Below are 16,138 nucleotides of genomic sequence, written 5' to 3' on the forward strand. Positions count from 1 at the left end.
GCGCCATAAATCCAAAGCCCCCGCTATGAAGTTGTTCGCTCATTTTCTGCTTGCAGCCCTCATGGGCGCCGCCGCCGGTACCAGCTTCGCGGCCGACGAGCCCGGGGCCAAGCCGGCTGCCGCGGCCCCTGCCAAGGCCACCAAGCCCGACCCCGCCAAGGGCGACACCCTCTTCAACGCCACGCCGGCCAACAGCCAAAGCTGCGCCTCGTGCCACAACGCGGACGGCAATTCGGCCATCCCGGCCAATCCCAAGCTGGCCCAGCAGCACCCCGAATACATCCTCAAGCAGTTGCAGGACTTCAAGTCCGGCAAGCGCAAGAGCGCGATCATGAAGCCGCTGGCTTCGGCGCTGTCCGACGAAGACATGCGCAACATCGCCTGGTTCGTCGGTTCCAAGAAGGTCAAGACCGGCTTCTCGAAGGAGAAAGACCTGGTCTCGCTCGGCGAGAAGATCTACCGCGGCGGCCTGGGCGATCGCCAGATTCCGGCCTGCGCCGGCTGCCACAGCCCCAACGGCGCCGGCATCCCGGCCCAGTACCCGCGCCTGGGCGGCCAGCACGCCGACTACACCGTGCAGCAGCTCACCCTGTTTCGAGACGGCGGGCGCCTGAATGCGGCGCAGATGACCGGCGTGGCCGCCAAGCTCAATGACCGCGAGATCAAGGCCGTGGCCGACTACATTGCCGGCCTGCGTTGATTTCCGGCGCGCAAGCGTGAACTAACCGCCGATAAAAAACCCCAAACAAGGCGGGCCGATCCAGCGAGGATGGCCCGCCTTTTTGCTTTCCCACGATTCCCCTTCATGTCAGTTTCCACCCACGGCCTTCGAGTCCGGCACGGCCCCCACGCGGTCCGCGCGGCGGTGGAGCTCATGTCGTCGATGCGCTTCGCGATCGCGCTGCTCACCGTCATCTGCATCGCATCGATCATCGGCACCGTGCTCAAGCAGCATGAGCCGATCAACAACTACATCAACCAGTTCGGGCCTTTCTGGGCCGAGGTGTTCCGCGCCGCCAGGCTCGATTCGATCTACAGCGCCTGGTGGTTCCTGCTGATCCTGGCCTTTCTGGTGATCAGCACCTCGCTGTGCATCGCGCGCAATACGCCGCACATCTTCAAGGACTTGCGGACGCTCAAGGAAGGCATCCGCGCGCAAAGCCTCAAGGCCTTCGGCCAGCGGGCCGAAACGGTTCTCGACGAAAGCCCGGACGTCGCGGCCAACCGCATCGGCCAGCTGCTGGCGGGCGGTGGCTGGAAGGTCAAGCTGCAGCACCGCGACGGCGACGGCTGGATGGTGGCCGCGCGCGCCGGCGGCGCCCACAAGCTCGGCTACATCGCGGCGCACAGTGCGATCGTGCTGGTGTGCCTCGGCGGCCTGCTCGACGGCGACCTGATCGTGCGGGCCCAGACCTGGTTCAACGGCAAGAGTGTCTACACCGGCGGCGGCCTGATCTCGGACGTGGCACCACGGCATCGCCTGTCGCCCGGCAACCCGACCTTCCGCGGCAACATCCTGGTGCCCGAAGGCGGGCAGGGCAGCGTCGCGATCCTGAACCAGTCCGACGGGGTGCTGCTGCAGGAGCTTCCGTTCTCGATCGAGCTCAAGAAATTCATTGTCGACTACTACTCGACCGGCATGCCCAAGCTGTTCGCCAGCGAGGTGGTGCTGCACGACCGCGAGACTGGCGCCCAGGTGCCGGCGCGCATCGAGGTGAACCATCCGGCCAGCTACAAGGGCATCGAGATCTACCAGTCGAGTTTCGACGACGGCGGCTCCAGCGTGAAACTCAAGGCGGTGCCGATGGCGGCCGCAGCCAAGCCTTTCGAAGTGGAAGGCATCATCGGCAACAGCTCGGAGATCACCAACGGCAGCGACCGGCTGACGCTCGAGTACACGGCGCTGCGCGTGATCAACGTCGAGAACTTCGGCGAGGGCGCCGGCGGCGCGATGACCAGCGGCGCCGACGTGCGCAAGGTCGACCTGACGAGCGGCATCGAGTCGCGCCTGGGCGCGGCCAACAAGACCAACAAGCCCAAGGTGCTGCGCAACATCGGCCCGAGCATCGGCTACAAGCTGCGCGACGCCGCGGGGCAGGCGCGCGAGTACCAGAACTACATGGTGCCGGTCGATACCGGGGACGGCCAGCCGGTCTTCCTGCTCGGCATGCGCGAGCGGCCGGAGGAGCCCTTCCGCTACCTGCGCGTACCCGCCGACGACCAGGGCTCGATGGACAGCTTCGTGCGCATGCGCGCCGCGCTGGCCGATGCCGGCACGCGCACGCGCGCCATCGAGCGCTATCTCGTGCGCGGGGCCGATCCCAAGCGCCCCGAGCTGGCTGAGCAGCTGCGCATCTCTGCCGGCCGCGCGTTGGCGCTGTTCGCCGGCGCCGAGCGCGCCAAGGCCGATGCGGTCAGCGCCGGCGGCTGGCAGGCGATCGCCGAGTTCATGGAGGCGAACGTGCCCGAGGCCGACCGGGAACGCGCCGGCGCGGTGCTGGTGCGCATCCTCAACGACGTGCTGTTCGAGGTGCTCAACCTGAGCCGCGAGAAGGCGGGGCTGACCGCCCTGCCGGCCGACGAGAAGTCGCAGGCCTTCCTGACCCAGGCGGTGCTCGCCATCAGCGACGCGTATTTCTATCCCGCGCCGGTGGCGATGATGATGACCGACTTCAAGCAGGTGCAAGCCAGCGTGTTCCAGGTTGCCCGCGCGCCCGGCAAGAACGTGGTCTATCTGGGCTGCCTGTTGCTGATCGTGGGCATTTTTGCGATGCTGTACGTGCGCGAGCGCCGGCTCTGGGTGTGGCTCGCCAAGGATGCGAGCGCCAATGGCACGGCGGCCACCATGGCTTTTTCAGTCAACCGCAAGACCATCGACAGCGATCGCGAATTCGAGCGTCTCAAAGACAGGCTGCTCGCCATCAGGAAAGACACCGCGCCATGAACACGACCACCCTCACGCTGAACGACGGCTGGCTTTCGCGCCGCAACGCCTTCGACTGGGTGTTCGCCGCGCTGGTGCTCGCCGGCGGACTGTTCGCGTTCTCGCGCTATGCCGGCGCGATGGACATCTACGAAAAGGTCATCCTGCTGGCGGCGATGCCGGCTGCCATCTGGCTCGGCTGGTTCTGGCGGCCGCTGCGCGTGCTGGCGCTCGTGGTGACGGCAGCCGCGCTGTTGGGCATCGTCTCCTACCAGGGCGACCTGGCGCGTGCCGACACGGTGTTCTGGCTCAAGTACTTCCTGTCCAGCCAGTCGGCCATCCTGTGGATGAGCGTGCTCTTCTTCATGAGCACGCTGTTCTACTGGATCGGCTTCTTTGCGGCCAAGCAGGCCGACGCCATGGACCTCATCGGCTCGCGCCTCGCGTGGGCGGCCGTCACGATGGCGCTGATCGGCTCCATGGTGCGCTGGTACGAAAGCCACCTCCTCGGGCCGGACATCGGCCACATCCCCGTCAGCAACCTCTACGAAGTGTTCGTCCTGTTCTGCTGGCTGACGGCAACCTTCTATCTCTACTTCGAATCGCGCTATGGCACGCGGGCCCTGGGCGCCTTCGTGATGTTGGTGGTCAGCGCCGCGGTCGGCTTCCTGCTCTGGTACACGCTGGTGCGCGAAGCCCACGAGATCCAGCCGCTGGTGCCGGCCCTGCAGAGCTGGTGGATGAAGCTGCACGTGCCGGCCAATTTCATCGGCTACGGCACCTTCGCGCTCGCGGCGATGGTGGCCTTCGCCTACCTCATCAAGGAGCAGGCGCAGGAAACGCGCTGGTACAAGCTCACGCCGATGTGGCTCCTGGGCGTGGCGCTGTGCTTCGTGCCGGTCGCGTTCCGTCAGCGCGTGCAGGAAGCCGGCGGCAGCTACTGGTTTGTCTATGCGGCCATCTCGGCGCTGATCGCCGCCGGCATCCTGCTGGGCCGCAAGCGCATCGCGGCACGGCTGCCGGCCAACGAGGTGCTGGACGACGTGATGTACAAGTCGATCACGGTCGGTTTCGCGTTCTTCACCATCGCCACAGTGCTCGGCGCCTTGTGGGCGGCTGACGCCTGGGGCGGCTACTGGAGCTGGGACCCGAAGGAAACCTGGGCGCTGATCGTCTGGCTCAATTACGCGGCCTGGCTGCACATGCGGCTGGTCAAGGGGCTTCGGGGCACCGTGGCCGCCTGGTGGGCGCTCGGCGGTCTGGCGGTGACGACCTTCGCCTTTTTGGGGGTCAACATGTTCCTGAGCGGGCTGCACAGCTACGGCACCTTGTAAAAGTGAAACCGGGTGAACGCCCGGCGCGTAACCGAATCAGCATTGGGAACGAACTCCTTCCTGCACACCATCAAGGCGAAAGGCGATCCATGTTGATTCACTCCCGCGACAAGGGCTTCATCCACCCGCATTCCAGCGAGATCACGCCCCGCAGCATCTACGAAGGGCGGCGCGACATGCTCAAGCTGCTGGCGAGCGGCGTCGCCGGCGCGGCCATGGCCTCATGGGCCGCGCGCGATGCGCTTGCACAGGCCGCTGCGCCAGGCAAGCTGGCGGCGCTGAAGGGCGCGAAGTCGGCGGTCCCGGGCGCGCAGACCATGGAAAAGCTCACCGACTACAAGGACGCCACGAGCTACAACAACTACTACGAGTTCGGCACCGACAAGGCTGACCCGGCCAGGAATGCCGGCACCCTCAAGACCCGGCCCTGGACCGTCGAGGTCGAAGGCCTGGTCAAGAAGCCGGGCAAGTACGACATCGAGGACCTGATCAAGCTCAGCGCGCAGGAAGAACGCATCTACCGCTTGCGCTGCGTCGAAGGCTGGTCGATGGTGATTCCGTGGGTCGGCTACTCGCTGGCCGAACTCATCAAGAAGGTCGAGCCCCAGGGCAATGCCAAGTACGTGGAGTTCGTCACGCTGGCCGATCCCAAGACCATGCCCTTCGTCGGCTCGCGCGTGCTCGACTGGCCCTACACCGAAGGCCTGCGCATGGACGAGGCGATGCACCCGCTCACGCTGCTGACCTTCGGCATGTACGGCGAGGTGCTGCCCAACCAGAACGGCGCCCCGGTGCGCATCGTGGTGCCCTGGAAGTACGGCTTCAAGAGCGGCAAGTCGATCGTCAAGATCCGCTTCGTCGAGAAAGAGCCCGGCACGGCCTGGAACAAAGCGGCGGCGCAGGAGTACGGCTTCTATTCGAACGTGAATCCGAACGTCGATCATCCGCGCTGGAGCCAAGCGACCGAGCGGCGCATCGGCGACGGCGGCGGCTTGTTCGCGAAGCGCCACAAGACGCAAATCTTCAACGGCTACGAGCCCCAGGTCGGCCAGCTCTATGCCGGCATGGACCTCAAGAAGTTCTACTGAGCCGAGCCGATCGTGAACAAGCTTCTGATGCACCCGGCGGCCAAGCCCCTGGTCTTCGTGCTCTCGTTGCTGCCCTTCGCATGGCTGGTCTACGGCGCCTTCACCGACGGCCTGGGCGCCAATCCGGCGGAGTACCTGATCCGCTCGACCGGCGACTGGACCTTGCGCTTCATCTGCATCGTGCTCGCCGTCACGCCGCTGCGGGTGATCGCCAAGACCAATGCGCTGGCGCGCTTTCGCCGCATGCTGGGCTTGTTCGCCTATTTGTATGTCGTCGTCCATCTGTTGAGCTACAGCTGGTTCGACATGGGCTTCGACATCGCGGAAATCGCCAAGGACATCGCGAAGCGTCCCTTCATCCTGGTGGGCTTCACGGCCTTCGTGCTGCTCACGCCGCTGGCCGCGACCTCGTTCAACCGGGCCATCAAGGCGCTGGGCGCGAAGCGCTGGCAGACCTTGCACAAGCTGGTCTATGTGATCGCCGGGCTGGGCCTCTTGCACTTCTTCTGGATGCGCGCGGGCAAGAACGACTTTGCCGAAGTGTTCGTCTATGCCGCGATCATCGCCGTGCTGCTGAGCTGGCGCGTCTGGAACTTCGTGAGCAAGAAGAGGGCGCCGCAGCGCCCCTCGCCGGCAGCACGGGTGCAGCGCAGCGCTTGATCAGTCGTCGAAGCGTTCGCTGCGCAGCTGATCTTCGATGCTTTCGCGCCGGCGGATCAAGGTGGCGCGCTCGCCGCTGACCAGCACTTCGGCGGCACGGCCGCGCGTGTTGTAGTTGCTCGCCATGGCCATGGAGTAGGCGCCGGCCGAAAGCACTGCCAGCAGGTCGCCGGCCTCCACCGTGAGCGCGCGGTCGCGGCCGATCCAGTCGCCGCTTTCGCAGACCGGGCCCACGACGTCGTAGCTGAGGGCGTCGCCCTGGCGCTCGGCCACCGGAACGATTCGGTGGAAGGCCTGGTACATCGCCGGCCGCGGCAGATCGTTCATCGCCGCATCGACGATGCAGAAGTTCTTTTCTGCGCCGGGCTTGGTGTAGAGCACTTCCGTCACGCAAACCCCGGCGTTGCCGACCAGCGAACGACCCGGTTCGACGATGAGCCGGCGCCGCCCGAAGCCGCGCGCATCGAGGCGCGCGAGCAGCTGCTGCCATAGCGCATCGGCCGCGGGCGGCGTGTCGCCGTTGTAGTCGATGCCCAGCCCGCCGCCGAAGTCGAGGTGGTGCAGCGCAATGCCGGTCTTCTCGATCGCCTCGACCAGGTCGAGCACCCGCTCGAGCGCTTCGAGGTAGGGCGAGGCGTCGGTGATCTGCGAACCGATATGGCAGTCGATGCCGACCACCTGCAGGCCCTGGAGCGATGCAGCGTGTTGGTAGATGGCGACCGCGCGATCGTGCGCGACGCCGAACTTGTTGCCCTTGAGGCCGGTCGAGATGTAGGGATGCGTCTTCGGGTCGACGTTGGGATTGATGCGCACGCTGATCGAGGCGCGCCGGCCTTCTTCGAGTGCGACGGCGTTGAGCACGTCGATCTCGGCCTCGCTTTCCACGTTGAAGCAGCCGATGCCGGCCGCGAGCGCCTGCCGCATCTCGCTCTTCGTCTTGCCGACGCCGGAGAAGATCACCTTGGCAGGGTCGGCGCCCGCGGCAAGCACGCGCGCGAGCTCGCCGCCGGAGACGATGTCGAAGCCGCAGCCCGCCTCGGCAAAGACGCGCAGCACGCCCAGCGAGGAGTTGGCCTTGATGGCATAGCAGACCAGTGCGTCGCGGCCTTCGAAGCCTCGCTGGTACGCACCCAGCGCATCGAGCATCCATTGCTTCGAATAGATGAATAGCGGCGTGCCATGCTCGCGCGCCAGGGCCGAGAGCGATGCGCCTTCGACGTGCAGCGTGCCGTTCTTGCGTGCGATGTGGGGATGCCCCGGAAGGCGCTGGTCGCTGCTCACTTGGTTCCTTCGCTTGTTGCCGGCGACTGCACGGGCGAATTGGCGGGCTCGTTGCGCGACGATTCGGGAACCAGCAAGCCCGGCAGCGTGGCGCGATTCTTTGCCGCCGGATCGGTCGGAAGATAGAGCGGGCCCTTCTGGCCGCAGCCGGTCAGCGCGACCCCAACGATCGAGAGGCCAATCGCGCTCACTAGAATTTGACGAACATTCAACATGGCGAAATTGTAATGACCGACCCCGAGTACATGGACCGCGCGGAAGCGGCGCTGGCTGCCATCGAGCGCAGCTGCGATCGCATCAACGACGCGACCGACGCCGATATCGACAATCAGCGCGTGGGCGGCATGATCACGATCACCTTTCGCAACCGCAGTCAGTTGATCGTCAACCTGCAGCCGCCGTTGCATGAAATCTGGCTGGCGGCCAAGTCCGGCGGCTATCACTACCGGCACGACGGCCGTTCATGGGTCGACACCAAGACCGGGGAGGAGCTCTTCGGCAACCTGTCGCGCGAAGCGACTGCGCAAGCCGGCCAGCCCTTGCAGTTCGCGGCCGGCTGACGGTCAGTTGCGGAAGAGATCGAGGATGCGGTTGCGCTCTTCGGGCGGCGGCGCCGGACTGACGGGCACGCCGGAGATCGCTTCAACCGGCGGCGTCGGCCCGGCCTCGACGCCCAGGCTCGAGACGCCTCGGCCCGGCGCATAGTCGTCGTAGTACCACTCGCCGCCGACGTTGACCACGCCGGATGGCGGCGTGGCCGTCAGCTCGGCCACCGGCACGCCCTTGATCGCGGTCTCCATGAAGCTGATCCAGATGGGCAGGCTCAGGCCGCCGCCGGTCTCGCGATCGCCGAGCTTGCGCGGCGTGTCGTAGCCCATCCATGCCACCGCGGCCATCGTGGGCTGGAAGCCGGCGAACCATGCGTCCAGCGAATCATTGGTGGTGCCGGTCTTGCCGTAGAGGTCGGGGCGCTTCAGCGTGGCTTGCGCCTTGGCGGCCGTGCCGCTGCGCGCCACTTCCTGCAACAGGCTGTCCATGATGAACGCATTGCGCTGCGGAATCGCGCGCATGGTCTCGTTGAGCAGAGGGGGCTGCGTCTCCACCAGGACCTTGTCCTTGTGATCGGTGATGCGGGTCACGAGGTAGGGATTGACGCGGTAGCCACCATTGGCGAACACCGAGTAGGCAGTCGCCATCTGCATCGGCGTGACCGATCCGGCGCCGAGCGCCATCGGCAGGTAGGCGGGATGCTTCTCGCGCTCGAAGCCGAAGTTGCTGACCCAGTCCTGCGCGTAGCGCGTGCCGATCGACTGCAGCACGCGGATCGACACCATGTTCTTCGACTTGGCGAGCGCGCGGCGCAGCGACATCGGTCCTTCGAAGGTGCCGTCGTAATTCTTGGGCTCCCACGGTTGTCCGCCGGTGGTGCCGGCGTCGAAGAACAGCGGCGCATCGTTGACGACGGTGCCGGGCGTGAAGCCCTTTTCGAGCGCGGCCGAGTAGATGAAGGGCTTGAAGCTCGACCCCGGCTGGCGCCAGGCCTGCGTGACGTGGTTGAACTTGTTCTTGTCGAAGTCGAAGCCGCCGACCATGGCCTTGACCGCGCCGTCGCGCGGATCGAGCGCGATGAAGGCACCCTCGACCTCGGGCAGCTGGGTGATCTCCCAGGTGTTCTTCGGGGTCTTCACGACACGGATCACCGCGCCGCGACGGATCCTGATGTTGGGCGGCGCCTTGTCCGAGAGCCCGGACTGAGCTGGCCGCAGGCCGTCGCCGATGATCTGCAGCGTGTCGCCGTTGCCGCGCACGGCGTTGATTTCCTTGGCGCTGGCCCTGAGCACCACGGCTGACATCACATCGCCATTGTCCGGATGATCGGCCAGGGCGTCGTCGACCGCTTCGTCGAGTTCCTTGGGGTCGGCCGGCAGGTCGACGAACTTCTCGGGGCCGCGATAGATCTGGCGGCGCTCGTAGTCCATGATGCCTTTGCGCAAAGCCCGATACGCGGCGGCCTGGTCGGCGGCCACCAGCGTGGTGTAGACCTTGAGGCCCCGCGTGTAGGTGCTGTCGCCGTACTGCGCGTACATCAGCTGGCGCACGGTTTCGGCCACGTATTCGGCATGCAGCCGGGTCGGATCCGCGGCGTCGCGCAGGTGCAGTTCTTCCTTCTTGGCTTCCGCGGCCTGCTCGGCCGTGATAAAGCCGGCTTCCTGCATGCGGTCGATCACATAGAGCTGGCGCCCTCGTGCACGAGAAGGGTTATTGACCGGGTTGTTGGCGCCGGGCGCCTTCGGCAGTCCGGCCAGCATCGCCGCCTGGGCGATCGTGATGTCCCTGAGTGGCTTGCCGAAATAGGCTTCGGATGCCGCCGCGAAACCGTAGGCCCGGTTGCCGAGATAGATCTGGTTCAGATAGATCTCAAAAATCTGGTCCTTGGAGAGCAGGTGCTCGAGCTTGAAGGTCAGCAGCACCTCGTAGATCTTGCGGGTCAGCGTTTTTTCCGAGCTCAGGTAGACATTGCGCGCCACCTGCATGGTGATGGTGGAGGCCCCCTGGCTCTTGACGCGATTCATGTTGGCCAAGCCGGCGCGGACCAAGCCCTTGTAATCGACTCCGCCATGATCGTAGAAGCGCGCATCCTCTGCGGCCAGCACGGCGTCTTTCATCACCTTGGGGATGGTCGCGATCGGGGTGAGGTTGCGGCGCTCTTCGCCGAACTCGCCGATCAGGATGCCTTCCGAGGAAAAAACCCGCAACGGCAGCTTGGGGCGATAGTCGGCGAGATCGGAAATGTCCGGCAGGTTCGGATAGGCGACGGCCAGCGCGACGGCAATCACGCAGACCAGGGATACCGCCCCGGCCGCAGCGATGCCCAACCCCCACAGCACGATGCGCGTGAGCCATGAAAGCAAGGCCGGGCGCTTGGGGGGAGGGGTTCTGGCGGGCCCGTTGGGGCGAGTTTTTTCGGGCATGAAGGGTGGGGAAGTCAGTGCTCATTATAAAAAGGCGACCCCGCTGGACGGCTCTCGCGCCGGGCATAAAACCCAAGTACTCGCATTTGTGACCGAAGTTGCAGATCCGTACTGTTACGTTCCCTTTTGACAACGCTTCCAGGTGGAGTGAGGATTCGCCGCTTGGTTGCCCGTGCACCTCCTGCTAGCATGCAACCACTCGCAAATATTTCCAATCGTTACAAACGGATGGGATCGAACTTGACTGCTTTGGGATCGTTGTTTAGCCGTCAGCCCGCGCCACTGCTCGGGTTGGACGTTAGTTCGTCCAGCGTCAAGCTGGTCGAACTCGGCCGCGATGCCAGCGGCAAGCTGGTATTGGAGCGTTGTGCGATCGAGCCCCTGGAGCGGGGATGGATCACCGACGGCAATGTCGAAAAATTCGACGAGGTGGCCGAAGCGGTGCGGCGCGTCGTCCGCAAGAGCGGCACCCGCACCAAAAACGCTGCGTTGGCGCTGCCGCCTTCGGCCGTCATCACCAAGAAAATCGTGCTTCCGGGCGGCATGAGCGAGCAGGAACTCGAGATTCAGGTCGAGTCCGAGGCCAACCAATACATCCCGTTCTCGCTGGACGAAGTGAGCCTGGACTTCTGCGTCATCGGGCAAAGCGCGAATTCGGCTGGCGATGTCGAAGTCCTGATCGCCGCGTCGCGCAAGGAAAAGGTGCAGGACCGCCAAGGCCTCGCCGAAGCGGCGGGCCTGAAGGCCATGATTCTCGATGTCGAGTCCTATGCGTCGCGTTTGGCGACGGCGCGGCTCATCGAGCAGTTGCCCGGACAAGGCCGTGATGCCGTCGTCGCGCTGTTCGAGGTGGGCGCGTTCACCACGAGCATGCAGGTCTTGCGCAACCAGGAAGTGCTCTACGACCGCGACCAGGCTTTTGGCGGCGCCCAGCTCACTCAGCTGATCGTTCGGCAGTACGGCTTTTCTGCGGAAGAGGCGGAAGCCAAGAAGCGCAGCGGCGATTTGCCCGACGACTATGGGTCGGGTGTGCTGAAGCCCTTCGTCGCGAGCATTGCCCAGGAGATCGCCAGGGCACTGCAGTTCTTCTTTACCAGCACGCCGCACAACCGTGTCGACTACGTGCTGCTGGCGGGCGGTTCGGCGTCGCTTCCGGGGCTGACCAGCGCCGTGACGCGGCAGACTTCATTCGCCTGTTCGCTTGTCAATCCCTTCGACGGGATGGAGATCGGCAGCGGAATCCGTGAGAAGAAGGTGCGCCGCGAGGCGCCGTCCTATCTGACATCGTGCGGCCTGGCGATGCGGAGGTTTTTGCAGTGATCCTGATCAATCTGCTTCCGCACAGGGAAGCCTCGCGCAAGCGCAGGCGAGAGGCCTTTTATGCGACCTTGGGCGCTTCGGCGGTGCTCGGCTGCCTGATCGCAGGTGCGGCATTCCTGTGGTACCAGGCCCAGATCTCCAGCCAGCAAGAGAAGAACAGCTTTTTGCAGTCCGAGATCACCAAGCTCGAATCGGAGATCAAGGAGATCTCGACCTTGCAGGCCGAAATTGCAGCGCTGCGCGCGCGGCAACAGGCGGTCGAAGACCTGCAGGGCGATCGGAATCTGCCGGTGCATCTGCTCAACGAACTCGTTCGCCAACTTCCGGACGGTGTCTATCTGACGAGCATGAAACAAGACAATCAGACGGTCACGCTTCAGGGCATGGCGCAGTCCAACGAACGCGTGTCGGAACTGCTGCGCAATCTTGGCAACAACAGCCCGTGGCTGGTCAAGCCGGAACTGGTCGAAATCACGTCCGCGAATATCAATCTGAGTCCGCGTGACCAGCGGCGGGTTGCGAACTTCACCATGCGCATCGGCCTCAAGCGGCCCACGGATGCACAGAAGGCCGCGGCCGGCGCGGCCACGGCGGCATCGGCTGCAGTCAAGGGATAGGCGTCATCATGGCAACAACGCGCGCTTCCCAAAAGATCGACATCGCTGCCGCCGTGCAGCGCTTCGGTGATCAGTTCCGGGGGCTCAATCCGAACGATCCGTCCGTCTGGCCGCCGGTGCCGCGCTACGCCTTGTGCGTGGCCGTCACGGCCCTGGTGCTGGTGGGGCTGTGGTTCGTATGGCTCACCAATTCGAACGACGAGCTCGAAGCCGAGCGGGCCAAGGAAGTCACGCTCAAGGCCGACTACCAGAAGAAGGTCGCGCAGGCCGCCAATCTCGAGTTGCTGAAGAAGCAGCGCGAGCAGGTGCAGCAGTACGTGACCCTGCTCGAAAAGCAGCTGCCGAGCAAGGCGGAAATGGACGCATTGCTTTCCGACATCAACCAGGCCGGCCTGGGCCGCAGCCTCCAGTTCGAATTGTTCCGTCCGGGGCAGGTTTCGGTGAAGGACTACTACGCCGAGTTGCCGATCGCCGTGCGGGTGACGGGGCGCTATCACGACATGGGCGCCTTTGCCGCGGACGTTGCCAATCTCTCCCGCATCGTGACCTTGAACAACCTGTCCGTGACGCCGCAAAAGGATGGCGCTCTGACCCTGGATGCCACGGCGCGGACCTTCCGCTATCTGGACGAAGAAGAGCAGGCGGCGCAGAAACGGGCCGCGGCGGGGGCGAAGAAGAAATGAGAACGCTCGGTTTTCTGTGGCTCGGCGTTGCTGCCGTCGGCCTCAGCGGTTGCATGGGATCGGAGCAGGAGGATCTTCAGCGCTGGATGGCGGAGCAGAGGGCGCAGGTGCGGCCCACGGTGCCTCCCATCACGGAGCCGAAGAAGTTCACGCCCCAGGCGTACACCGAGGGCAGCGCCTTCGAGCCCTTCAATATGCAGAAGCTGACGCAGGCGCTGCGGCGCGACTCGAACCAGCCGAGCACGTCGGGGCTCATCGCGCCCGAACTGGCTCGCCGCAAGGAGGCGCTCGAAGCATTCCCGCTCGATTCGATGGCCATGGTCGGAAGCATGAACCGCAAGGGCGAGCCGGTGGCCCTGGTCACGGTCGACAAGCTGCTGTACCAAGTGCGCGTCGGCAACTATCTGGGACTCAACTACGGGCGCATTACCCGTATCAGCGAAACCGAACTCGCCTTGCGTGAAATCGTGCAGGACGCCGCCGGTGAATGGATCGAACGCGTGGCGACGCTGCAGTTGCAAGAGAGGTCGAAATGAATTCCAAGAAATCAATGTTCGCGCAGTGGCTGCGCGCTGCCGGCGTGAGCCTGTTTGCATTCGGCACGATCGCCGTCGCGCAGGCGCAGAACGCCATCGAATCAGTCACGAGTTCGATGCAATCCGGCTCGGAGGTGATCCGGGTCGACCTGACACAACCGCTGACTGCCGTTCCAACCGGCTTCGCGATTCAGACACCGGCGCGCATCGCGCTCGACTTCCCGGGTGTGACGAATGCCATCGGCCGCTCGGCGATCGACGTCAACCAGGGCAACTTGCGTTCCGTCAACGTGGTGCAGGCCGGTGAGCGCACGCGCCTGGTGCTGAACCTGAAGCAAGCGACCGCCTACAAGGCCGAAGTCCAGGGCAAGTCCTTGCTGATTTCGCTGGAGCCCGTTGCTGGCGCCGCATTGGTTGCCTCCACGCCTTCGGCCTTTGCCGAGAACCGCAACCGGGACACCCTGCCTCTGCGCGACGTCGATTTCCGCCTGGGCTCGGACAACACCGGCCGCGTGATCGTCGACCTCGCCAACAACCAGGTGGGCGTCGACATTCGCCAGCAAGGCAAGAACCTGGTGGTCGAGTTCACCAAGTCGACCCTGCCCGAGGGCCTGCGCCGCCGCCTCGACGTTTCGGATTTCGGCACGCCGGTCCAGCTGGTGACGACGCAGCAATCGGGCGATCGCGTGCGCATGACCATCGAGCCCAAGGGCGATTGGGAGCACAGCGCCTACCAGAGCGAGAACCAGTTCGTCGTCGAAGTGCGTCCGCGCAAGGTCGACCCGACCAAGCTCACCCAAGGCGCCGGCTACAGCGGCGAGAAGCTCTCGCTGAACTTCCAGAACATCGAGATCCGCTCGCTCCTGCAGGTGATTGCCGACTTCACGAACTTCAACATCGTGACCTCGGACTCGGTGACCGGCGCGCTGACCCTGCGCCTGAAGGATGTGCCGTGGGACCAGGCGCTGGACATCATCATGCAGGCGAAGAACCTGGGCATGCGCAAGAACGGCAGCGTTCTGTGGATTGCGCCCAAGGATGAAATCAACGCCAAGGAAAAGCTGGAGTTCGAAGCCCAGGCCGCCATCCAGAACCTGGAGCCTCTTCGCACCCAGTCGTTCCAGTTGAACTACACCAAGGCCATCGCTATCGCCCAGGGCCTGACCGGCACGGGCGCATCCAGCGGCGGTGGCGGCGGTTCAGGAACGACGACGCGCATCCTGAGCCCGCGCGGTAGCGTGATCGCCGAGTCGCGCACCAACCAGCTCTTCGTTTCGGACATTCCTTCGCGCCTCCAGCAGGTCGCCGAGCTGATTCAAAAGCTCGACGTGCCGGTTCGCCAGGTGCTGATCGAGGCGCGCATCGTCGAGGCTTCGGACACCTTCGGCAAATCGCTGGGCGTGCGGCTCGGCGGCGGCATCGCCGGCGGCACGGTGGGCTCGAACAGCGGCCGCCCGATCTTCGGCAACGTCGGTGTCATGCCGGTCGTCACGCCGGCAACGGCGACCACGACGGGCAGCGCGCTCACGACTTTCACCAATTCGAATTTCGTGAACCTGCCTTCGACCGGCGTTTCCGGCAACGGCAATGCGCCGGGCACTTTCGCGATCTCGCTCTTCAACTCCAGCTTCTCGCGCATGCTGAACCTCGAGATCTCCGCGCTCGAAGCCGACGGCAAGGGCAAGGTGGTGTCGAGCCCGCGCGTGGTGACGGCGGACCAGACCAAGGCATTGATCGAGCAGGGCACCGAACTGCCCTACCAGGTCGCCACGTCCAGCGGCGCCACCTCGATCGCGTTCCGCAAGGCCAACCTCAAGCTCGAGGTCACGCCGCAGATCACGCCCGAGGGCAACATCATCCTGACGCTCGACGTCAACAAGGACACGGTCGGCCAGGCCACCACGGCCGGTTTCGCGATCAACACCAAGCACGTGCAAACCGAGGTGCTGGTCGAAAACGGCGGTACGGTGGTTATCGGTGGTATCTTCGAGCTCACCGAAACCAACGATGAATCGCGCGTGCCGGTGCTCGGTGAAGTGCCCTATGTCGGGGCGCTGTTCCGTACGCGCAATCGCGTTGCCAACAAGACCGAAATGCTCGTCTTTATCACCCCGAAGATGATTACCGACCGCAACGCCGCGCGCTGAACGCGCGGGCGTTCGTAGCACCGCGTGGCGGTCGCGCTCGTCGGCTTGCCCGGCGCCGGAAAATCAGCAGTGGGCCGGCGCCTCGGCCAGCGCCTGCAGCTTCCCTTCATCGACAGCGACGAGGTGATCGAGCGGCGCGTCGGCTGCTCCATCCGCGACTACTTCGAACGCGAAGGCGAAGAGAGCTTCCGCAATGTCGAAGAAGCCGTGATCGCCGATCTCGCGGCGGCGGCCCAGGGCGTTGTGGCGACCGGCGGCGGCGCCGTGCTGCGGGAGGCCAACCGGATCCAGCTGCGCACGCACTTTCACGTGATCTACCTGCGATCCTCGCCCGAGGATCTGTTTCGCCGGCTGCGCCACGACGTCAAGCGCCCCCTGCTGCAGGTAGCCGATCCCTTGGGTCGGCTGCATGAGCTCTACAGCGCACGCGACCCGCTCTATCGCGAGACGGCCCACGACGTGGTCGAGACCGGCAGGCCCTCGGTCGCGATGCTGGTGAACATCATCGTGATGCAACTCGAATTGGCCGGCGCGGTCTCCGCGGAAACCCGGAGTCACCCGCCGGGCTGAGGCAAGC

At 64.9% G+C, this 16,138-nt stretch carries 15 protein-coding genes; 12 read left to right on the plus strand and 3 right to left on the minus strand.

Features of this window, described 5'->3' with window-relative positions; all coding sequences use genetic code 11:
• Window positions 1-25: 25 nt before the first annotated feature.
• The 5 genes from AC3A6B_RS10980 (at window position 26) to AC3A6B_RS11000 (ending at window position 6,005) form a co-directional block, all read left to right on the plus strand.
• Complete coding sequence (locus AC3A6B_RS10980) at window positions 26-700, plus strand: c-type cytochrome (protein ID WP_487836743.1); 675 nt, start codon at window positions 26-28, stop codon at window positions 698-700.
• Window positions 701-805: 105 nt separating this feature from the next.
• Window positions 806-2,944 carry a cytochrome c biogenesis protein ResB gene (locus AC3A6B_RS10985; protein WP_487836744.1) on the plus strand — a complete coding sequence of 713 codons (2,139 nt, stop codon included), beginning with the start codon at window positions 806-808 and terminating at the stop codon, window positions 2,942-2,944.
• A complete protein-coding gene (ccsB, locus tag AC3A6B_RS10990; protein WP_487836745.1) occupies window positions 2,941-4,257 on the plus strand; it encodes a c-type cytochrome biogenesis protein CcsB in 1,317 nt (438 codons plus the stop codon). The genes AC3A6B_RS10985 and ccsB overlap by 4 nt, the downstream gene beginning before the upstream one ends.
• Before the next feature lie 89 nt (window positions 4,258-4,346).
• The gene (gene msrP / locus AC3A6B_RS10995; protein WP_487836746.1) at window positions 4,347-5,345 is read left to right on the plus strand and encodes a protein-methionine-sulfoxide reductase catalytic subunit MsrP; all 999 of its coding nucleotides are present in this window, start codon (window positions 4,347-4,349) and stop codon (window positions 5,343-5,345) included.
• Between the two features lie 12 nt (window positions 5,346-5,357).
• Entirely contained in the window at window positions 5,358-6,005 is a 648-nt protein-coding gene (locus tag AC3A6B_RS11000; protein ID WP_487836747.1) for a protein-methionine-sulfoxide reductase heme-binding subunit MsrQ, read from the plus strand.
• Here AC3A6B_RS11000 and lysA read toward each other — a convergent pair whose 3' ends face one another.
• Window positions 6,006-7,286 (minus strand): diaminopimelate decarboxylase, encoded by a 1,281-nt coding sequence (gene lysA, locus AC3A6B_RS11005; RefSeq protein WP_487836748.1) that lies wholly within the window; start codon window positions 7,284-7,286, stop codon window positions 6,006-6,008. It abuts the gene before it with no gap.
• Window positions 7,283-7,501, minus strand: a complete 219-nt coding sequence (lptM, locus tag AC3A6B_RS11010; protein ID WP_487836749.1) for an LPS translocon maturation chaperone LptM — start codon at window positions 7,499-7,501, stop codon at window positions 7,283-7,285. The genes lysA and lptM overlap by 4 nt, the downstream gene beginning before the upstream one ends.
• Window positions 7,502-7,513: 12 nt before the next feature.
• On the opposite strand from lptM, the gene cyaY reads away from it, so the two are divergent.
• Window positions 7,514-7,846, plus strand: coding sequence for an iron donor protein CyaY (gene cyaY, locus AC3A6B_RS11015; RefSeq protein WP_487836750.1), 333 nt, complete (start codon window positions 7,514-7,516; stop codon window positions 7,844-7,846).
• 3 nt (window positions 7,847-7,849) lie between these two features.
• Here cyaY and AC3A6B_RS11020 read toward each other — a convergent pair whose 3' ends face one another.
• Window positions 7,850-10,258, minus strand: coding sequence for a penicillin-binding protein 1A (locus AC3A6B_RS11020; RefSeq protein WP_487836751.1), 2,409 nt, complete (start codon window positions 10,256-10,258; stop codon window positions 7,850-7,852).
• 240 nt (window positions 10,259-10,498) lie between these two features.
• Between AC3A6B_RS11020 and AC3A6B_RS11025 the strand changes: the two genes are divergently transcribed.
• From AC3A6B_RS11025 to AC3A6B_RS11050, 6 genes are read left to right on the plus strand one after another with little or no spacing between them, the layout of a single operon-like run.
• Window positions 10,499-11,578 (plus strand): pilus assembly protein PilM, encoded by a 1,080-nt coding sequence (locus tag AC3A6B_RS11025; RefSeq protein WP_487836994.1) that lies wholly within the window; start codon window positions 10,499-10,501, stop codon window positions 11,576-11,578.
• Window positions 11,575-12,195 carry a PilN domain-containing protein gene (locus AC3A6B_RS11030; protein WP_487836752.1) on the plus strand — a complete coding sequence of 207 codons (621 nt, stop codon included), beginning with the start codon at window positions 11,575-11,577 and terminating at the stop codon, window positions 12,193-12,195. The genes AC3A6B_RS11025 and AC3A6B_RS11030 overlap by 4 nt, the downstream gene beginning before the upstream one ends.
• Before the next feature lie 8 nt (window positions 12,196-12,203).
• Window positions 12,204-12,878 carry a type IV pilus inner membrane component PilO gene (locus AC3A6B_RS11035; protein ID WP_487836753.1) on the plus strand — a complete coding sequence of 225 codons (675 nt, stop codon included), beginning with the start codon at window positions 12,204-12,206 and terminating at the stop codon, window positions 12,876-12,878.
• Complete coding sequence (locus AC3A6B_RS11040) at window positions 12,875-13,414, plus strand: pilus assembly protein PilP (protein WP_487836754.1); 540 nt, start codon at window positions 12,875-12,877, stop codon at window positions 13,412-13,414. Before AC3A6B_RS11035 ends, AC3A6B_RS11040 begins: the two co-directional genes overlap by 4 nt.
• Window positions 13,411-15,561, plus strand: coding sequence for a type IV pilus secretin PilQ (locus tag AC3A6B_RS11045; protein WP_487836755.1), 2,151 nt, complete (start codon window positions 13,411-13,413; stop codon window positions 15,559-15,561). The genes AC3A6B_RS11040 and AC3A6B_RS11045 overlap by 4 nt, the downstream gene beginning before the upstream one ends.
• Window positions 15,562-15,585: 24 nt before the next feature.
• Window positions 15,586-16,131, plus strand: a complete 546-nt coding sequence (locus AC3A6B_RS11050) for a shikimate kinase (RefSeq protein WP_487836756.1) — start codon at window positions 15,586-15,588, stop codon at window positions 16,129-16,131.
• Window positions 16,132-16,138: the final 7 nt, after the last annotated feature.

Source organism: Variovorax sp. Soil_C_33, assembly GCF_057656935.1.